The sequence below is a fragment of the Pseudarthrobacter phenanthrenivorans genome, from assembly GCF_036455295.1.
In the GTDB taxonomy this organism is placed as follows: Bacteria; Actinomycetota; Actinomycetes; order Actinomycetales; family Micrococcaceae; genus Arthrobacter; species Arthrobacter phenanthrenivorans_C.
Genome location: NZ_JAYXNX010000024.1, coordinates 44099 through 50440, shown reverse-complemented (window position 1 = coordinate 50440; position 6342 = coordinate 44099). Strand labels below are relative to the sequence as shown.

Genomic DNA, 6342 nt, shown 5'->3' with positions numbered 1-6342 from the left:
ACGTTAAATCCGGCAAGTTCGGTCCTCTCGACTGGCAACACGATGCCACCATTCTGCGCCGTCCAAGCAAAAACAGACAGCTCCCCAAAACATGATTGCCCCGGCCCATCGACAGAGGACCACAGGGAACTCGAGTCATCGGCCCATGCCAGCCTTCGCGTGCCAGCGCTAACCGACTAAGCGTCACCTACGCTCATATCGGGACACCCCTGCTGCTACTTCTTACCAGCAGTGGGTTAACCGCCGATCTCTGATGCCAGGAGATCTGGTACTTTGACAAACCGAACCCGGTCTTGAGCCAATCTTGTGCTGATCCTCGAAGGCCATTGGGGGAACAGCTCCTACCGTAGAGATCAAGATCCTGCCGCTAAGGCAGGGACTTACAAATGGGGGTAAGGGCCGGTGGCCAGGGCATCCCGGAGATCTGGATGCCGCATGGGACGGCCGCCGGCCCACCGCCCCGGTCCTCGTCCGCCCGTACCAGCCGGATCCTGCCGGAGCGGCGGCCGAGGATAATCCCCGCCTGCGGGCGAAAACTTCGCCGTGGTTGCTGCTTCAGGCCGGCGTGTGCGGATTAGAGTGACAAAGACCTGCTACCTCCTACCAAAGGACCGCACGTGCCAAAGCCAACCATCGCTCCTGGCGATCCCTGTTGGATCGACCTCACAAGCTCCAATATCAAAACCTCCCGCGCGTTCTATTCCAGCCTGTTCGGCTGGACATACGAAACAGGGGACGATGAAACCTACGGCGGATACGTCATGGCCTACGCCAAGGGCGCCCCGGTGGCAGGAATGATGCAAAACGAGCCCGGCTCCGGCCAGCCCGACGCCTGGACCACCTATCTGCGCGTGGACGACATCCACTCGACCCAAAACGCGGCCGTGGCAGCCGGCGGCCAGGTCCTGATGCCCGCAATGGAAGTACCGGAGCAGGGCCACATGGCGCTCTTCACCGACGCCGGCGGCGCCGTCGTCGGTGCCTGGCAATTCGGCGGACACACCGGCTTCCAACTGGCCGGCGAACACGGCGCCCCGTTCTGGCACGAGCTGCACACCCGGGCGTACGAGCCATCGGTGAAGTTCTACCAGGACGCCTTCGGCTGGGACACCTCCGTCATGAGCGACACCAACGACTTCCGCTACACCACCCTCGGATCCGGATACGAGTCCCGGGCCGGCATCATGGACGCCTCCTCCTACCTACCCGAATCCGTGCCCTCAAAATGGCAGATCTACTTCGGGGTAGACGATGCCGACGCCGCGGTCGCCACCGCTGAATCCCTCGGCAGCACCGTCATCCACGCCCCGGAAGACACGCCGTTCGGGCGGATGGCTACCCTGACGGACCCCACTGGTGCCGTCTTCAAAATCGCCCAACGACTCACCCAGCCTTAAACACAACGAGCTCACCAGGTAGCGTCCCTGCCGGCAGTCTTCCTTCCGCCCGACAGGGAGGCTGCCGGCCCAACCGACGGGTTCGTGTTATGCCGCACGGCACGGTCGCGCCGGTGGTAAATCCAGTTTGGCCGCACGGTTGTCTCCCCCTGGCGGCAGCAGCCAGGCGGCTACAGCCTCCGTCAAGGTCCGTGCCCTACCATGACTTCCATGGTGCTGACCCGGCTTTACCGCAACGGCGAACTTGAACGCGAGGATGTCGCCCTCGACGAGCTGGATGACCTCATCCGTCAGGAAGGCGTCACAATCTGGGTCGATTACACCTCCCCCACGGCCGAGGATCTGGCAGGGACCGAAAAGGTATTCGGCCTGCACCGGCTTGCGGTGGAGGACTCAGTTCACGAGCATCAGCGGCCGAAGCTGGACCGGTATCCCACCCACCTGTTTCTCGCCGCCTACCACGCAGAACTCGGCAGCGACTCCAAGGAACTGAAAGTCTCAGAGATCAAGGCCTTCATCACCAAACGCGCCTTGGTGACAGTATACGGGCCTGACATGGACCCCAGGCAACTGACCGCGCACTGGGACGCCGAACCCGACCTGACCCGCCACGGTACCTCGTTCCTGCTGTGGGGCCTGCTGGACCTGATTGTGGACGGGCACTTCGACACAGTCCAGGAACTCGATGCCCGCATCGATGCCCTCGAAGAAGTCCTGTTCGATGACGCAGCCCCAGACCATAACCTGCAGCGCCGGTCCTTCGAACTCCGAAAATCCCTCGTCCAGCTCCGCCGCGCCGTGCTGCCCATGCACGAAGTCCTCAACACGCTCCTCCGACGCGACCTTGAAATCCTCGACACAGAAATGCAGCCGTTCCTGCAGGACGTCTACGACCACGTCCTGCGGGTCTCAGAATGGACCGAATCCCTCCGTGACCTGGTCACCACCATCCTTGAAACCCACATCAGCATCCAGGGCAACAGGATGAACCTGGTCATGAAAAAAGTGACCAGCTGGGCAGCAATCATCGCCGTGCCCACGGCCGTCACCGGCTTCTTCGGCCAGAACGTCCCCTTCCTGGGCTTCCAGGCACCACTGGGCCTCGCCCTCTCCCTGGGCCTGATCATCGTCGCCTCAGCCGCGCTCTACCTCACCTTCAAAAAGAAGGAATGGATCTGACCCCACATGAGGAAGGAGCCTCCTCATCGTTATCCCTCCGCCGGAGCAACATCGAGTGAAGAGAGCCTATTCCACGAGGAATTCTCACCGACCAACTTCTCGCGGCTACGTGCCTCCGACGACAACTGCCGCATCGGCAGGGTCCCAACCGCCACCACACAAACGGCATCACCGTGCTTCCGCCCTGCACCGATGCCGGAGACGGGCCAGCCAGGGCCCGTGGTCAAGAAGCGTAAGGGATAGGCGCAGCCTCCTCCCTGTTCACTCCTCCTACTTGAGGAGGCACACAATCTCCGTTTCAGTTTTGGCCGGATCCGGCGTCGGATCTCCGTAGATCTCCCAGGAGTGCCCGGCAGCCTCCCGGCGATTCGTCACCATCCACTCGTCGATCGCGCTGTACGCCTCGCTCAGGAGATCGTGCTGGCCGTGAACCGCCACAGCAGCCCCGGCGCCTGGTGTTCCGGTCGCACAGGCCTCGCCCGCCGTTTCAAAGGTACGCGTGACTTCAACGCCGAAGTCACTGCATGTTAGTGCTACGCCTTTTACCTTTGTCCACGAGTGGGAGGGCCAAGTCGCTGGTCATGTCTTTATTCAGTGGGCTTCTCCACCAGATGCGCGACTCTCGGTGCTGAGAGTAGCCCGCCACTCGCGGAGCCAGGTGGTCACCCATGATCCGAGGCTTACATCCGCGTCATGCCAACTACCGGAGGCTTGTCTTCGGCTCTTCAGTAGCCCCTAATCCCTGATTAGGGGCCCCTTGCGCTCGATCTGCCTGTCCTAGTGCCCCTAGTATCGGAACAAGTCGCACGAGAATATTCCCGATCTGGGTGGCGGGTCTGGTTGTGACCGGCGTCGAGAGGGTTCCTGTTGAGATTCGTCTCCGGAGACCCAGGGCCCCACCCCCAGCTGGCGCCGGTCACCTTGGGACCGGTTGAGCTGACGCACCCGCAGAAGTCAACAGGGCGCGGAATTGCTTGGGCGCGAGATCGGTCCGACTGTGACGATCGTCAAAACCCTCAGCCGATCCATACGCAGCCGCACGCGTTCGCCCCTCCCCTGCAGGTGCAACACTCCCGCGTGACCGATGTGCCGGCAGGGTAATGGCTGGTGGTCGCGGGCAGCCTCAAGGGCGCTTTGGCGCTGGCATCTGTGGACCTGTAGGTTCTGAAGCCGTGAACCTCACGTACAAAAGTTGGCATGATGGTAGATACGGATACGGTGTGGTTCTAGTCCAGGTGGCGTGCGGGAAGCGGAAAACCCTGACCGGATCGAGGCCGGCTGAACAAAGGATGGTTCAAGAGGATGGCTCTCAAAGAAGAGTGGGACCGCCTTGATGCCGCGACCCGTAAGTGGCTGATGGAAAACCCGGGATGCGTTCTGGTGCCCTCCGCGGTAACCGACGCCATCCAGAGGGCCTCAGCGGGCAAGATCGACGTAGACGTGCATGGGCAGATGATCCTTTCCCGCCAGGACCTCGACCTCATCCGCGTAAAGGGTGCGGGCATCGATGAACGTCAACCTAGCGAGTAATTCCGCTTCTTCGATGCATCCCGGCCCAAATAACACCACGACTAGCTACATGGCCAGCGAACCGGGATAAATTCATCCTTGGGTAGCCGAAGACTGACGCTTCGCTCCAGAGTCCTGGGCTATAGCCTGAAGGCCGCCGCATTGGGTCGACGCCACCCTTTTGCCGACGCAGGATCCGTGGTTTACCCCCGCAGCAACCCGGACGTCTAAAAGGTGATGTCGGAGATGGGACAAAAGGCAGGACGTTAAACACTGCCGTCGCCACCTTTGCACATCTTTACTATCGGCTTTCGATAGCAATGCGGTATGCCTGCACCAGTGGTGGCTTTGCTGACTTCGGCGCCGAGTTATCGGGTTAGACGGCGATAGTGGTGGAGGTGGTCAGCAGGGCTCCGTTCTTGTTCAGTGCTTGTACGGCGAGGTACGGGGCTGCGGCGATCGCCGTCGACGTCTCGAATCCGCGTTTCGGGAAGGTTCCGGCCTCATGGAGTTCGTCGGCGGTGGTTCCCGTGAGGAACCGCCAGTGTGTGACTTCCGTGGCGCCGTTCCAGCTGGCGTACACCTGCATGGTGGATCCGTTTCCTGGTACGGCTGCCAGGTCTGGGAGCGTTTCGGGTTGGGCACTCCAGGGGCTGCGGTGGGCACGGTATGATCCGGTGCCTACCCTGGTGGCTTCGTAGACGGCGGTGCCGTCTGCTGTGAATTCTGTGACGGCGGGGTCTGTTCCCCAGCCCACCAGAACGTTTCCGTTGGGCAGGTGCTGGACGCTGCCCATGGCGTTGCCGCGGTGACCGGCATGGGTGAACTGCCGCTGCAGCACAGCTGTTCCTGTTGTTTCGCTGACGGTGAGGACCAGGCCGCGGGAAGTTCCCGTGGTTCCGGAGTCGTAGTGGTTATCGAACATGCTGATCGAACCGTCTGGTTGTCGGCGCGCGTCGTGCTGCCAGGCGAATTGGGCGTCCGGTCCAAGGCTGAAGTCGCTGTGCTTGCCACCCATGCGCCATCTGACGGTCCCCGTGGTCCGGTCCACCAGATAGAGGGCGTGTGTGTGGCGTGCGGAGATCAGCAGCGAGGCTCCGTCCTCGTCCACGGAATTGAGGTGGTAGGGATCGTACGCTTTCGCCGCTGTTGTTCCGTCGCTGTTCGGGTCGTCCTGTGGGCGCAGGTAAGAATCGGTCAGCGGTATGTGGTCCTGGGCATTCCAGTCCAGCAGGACTGTCCCGGTGCGCACGTCCACTTCCTGCACATGGCAGTTGTACATGTAGCCGGCCGAGGGGCCACCTACCGCCCCGAGGTCCTGCTGGATGGTTGGGTAGGACGTCAGAAGGGCTGTCCCGTTGGAGGTCAGGGTGAATTCGTGGAGGTCTGCCTGAAGCCCGTTTCCCGTGCGGACTTCGTGGATTATGCGGTAGGCGGTGTCCATGATCACGCCCTTGCCAAGCCCATGGCCACCGATTCCTGTGCCGGTCCAAAAGGTGAGCACAGGCTGGCCTTTGAAGGTCTGCACCCTCAGGTCCATGACGCCTGCCCCTGTTGGCTCCATCCACACCGGTTCACCGGCATCATTCATGATCAGGCCGTTGGAGCCATGCCCCATAGGGCCGGTAAACAACAGGCCAGGTGCGGGGTCGGCAGTCGACCAAGCGGTGACATGGGGTGCTGTCAGGTGGGTGCTAAGGAACGTTCGGTCAGGTGGGGCGGAGGCTACTTCTGCAGTAGGCGAAGGAGCCGGGGTGGCAGGAGTACTGGGGGCTGCTTGGCTCACTGCGCCACTGGTTAGGGCAGGGAGCAGGCCCGCCTTTGAGAATCCTGCGCTGACCAACGCCCCCGTTCCGACAAGACCAGCGCCGTGAAGGAACCTGCGCCGGCTCAGGCGCGGCCAGCCTCTGACTACTTTTCCAGCCGGATTGGGGAAAGATCTCCCGTGTCCGGTTTCGCTTGCCGGATCTTCTTCCACATCCACGCGCTCAACGTACGCTGCAAGGCTATGTCGGAGCCTCCGACAACCTTTGGATTCCCTGTGACGTTGCGGGGCTGATTCCATCGAGCGACAGTCGCACGCCTGGTTGCCGGCGATGGTCCGGGATGTAGGTTCTTCTGCTGGGGTCCTGCCAGCCAACCCCCGTCGGCTCCGGACCGTCTTGTAATCCCTGTGCCGCGGTGGCCCCCTCAAGTCGCTGGCACAGGGGTTACAACCCAGCAGGCGATCGCGCCGGGGACAAGCCGGGTCGGATGC

The 6342-nt window shown here is 62.1% G+C and carries 5 protein-coding genes; 3 read left to right on the top strand and 2 right to left on the bottom strand.

Annotation, left to right across the window (positions count from 1 at the left end):
• The first annotated feature begins 617 nt into the window (after positions 1–617).
• Positions 618–1397 (top strand): VOC family protein, encoded by a 780-nt coding sequence (locus VXJ37_RS20125; RefSeq protein ID WP_331324779.1) that lies wholly within the window; start codon positions 618–620, stop codon positions 1395–1397.
• A gap of 201 nt (positions 1398–1598) precedes the next feature.
• The gene (locus VXJ37_RS20120; protein ID WP_331324778.1) at positions 1599–2576 is read left to right on the top strand and encodes a magnesium transporter CorA family protein; all 978 of its coding nucleotides are present in this window, start codon (positions 1599–1601) and stop codon (positions 2574–2576) included.
• A 270-nt stretch (positions 2577–2846) separates the two neighbouring features.
• Here VXJ37_RS20120 and VXJ37_RS20115 read toward each other — a convergent pair whose 3' ends face one another.
• Positions 2847–3014 (bottom strand): hypothetical protein, encoded by a 168-nt coding sequence (locus VXJ37_RS20115; protein ID WP_331324777.1) that lies wholly within the window; start codon positions 3012–3014, stop codon positions 2847–2849.
• A gap of 864 nt (positions 3015–3878) precedes the next feature.
• Between VXJ37_RS20115 and VXJ37_RS20110 the strand changes: the two genes are divergently transcribed.
• Positions 3879–4106 (top strand): hypothetical protein, encoded by a 228-nt coding sequence (locus VXJ37_RS20110; protein ID WP_331324776.1) that lies wholly within the window; start codon positions 3879–3881, stop codon positions 4104–4106.
• A gap of 355 nt (positions 4107–4461) precedes the next feature.
• On the opposite strand, the gene VXJ37_RS20105 is transcribed toward VXJ37_RS20110, so the two are convergent.
• Positions 4462–5676, bottom strand: a complete 1215-nt coding sequence (locus VXJ37_RS20105) for an arylsulfotransferase family protein (RefSeq protein ID WP_331324775.1) — start codon at positions 5674–5676, stop codon at positions 4462–4464.
• Between the last annotated feature and the right edge of the window lie 666 nt (positions 5677–6342).

What these genes read in the sequence shown, in the direction of transcription:
- VXJ37_RS20120 (WP_331324778.1), top strand. Translation starts at nt 1,599, where the DNA reads ATGACTTCCATGGTGCTGACCCGGCTTTACCGCAACGGCGAACTTGAA.
- VXJ37_RS20110 (WP_331324776.1), top strand. Translation starts at nt 3,879, where the DNA reads ATGGCTCTCAAAGAAGAGTGGGACCGCCTTGATGCCGCGACCCGTAAG.
- VXJ37_RS20105 (WP_331324775.1), bottom strand. Translation starts at nt 5,676, where the DNA reads ATGAATGATGCCGGTGAACCGGTGTGGATGGAGCCAACAGGGGCAGGC.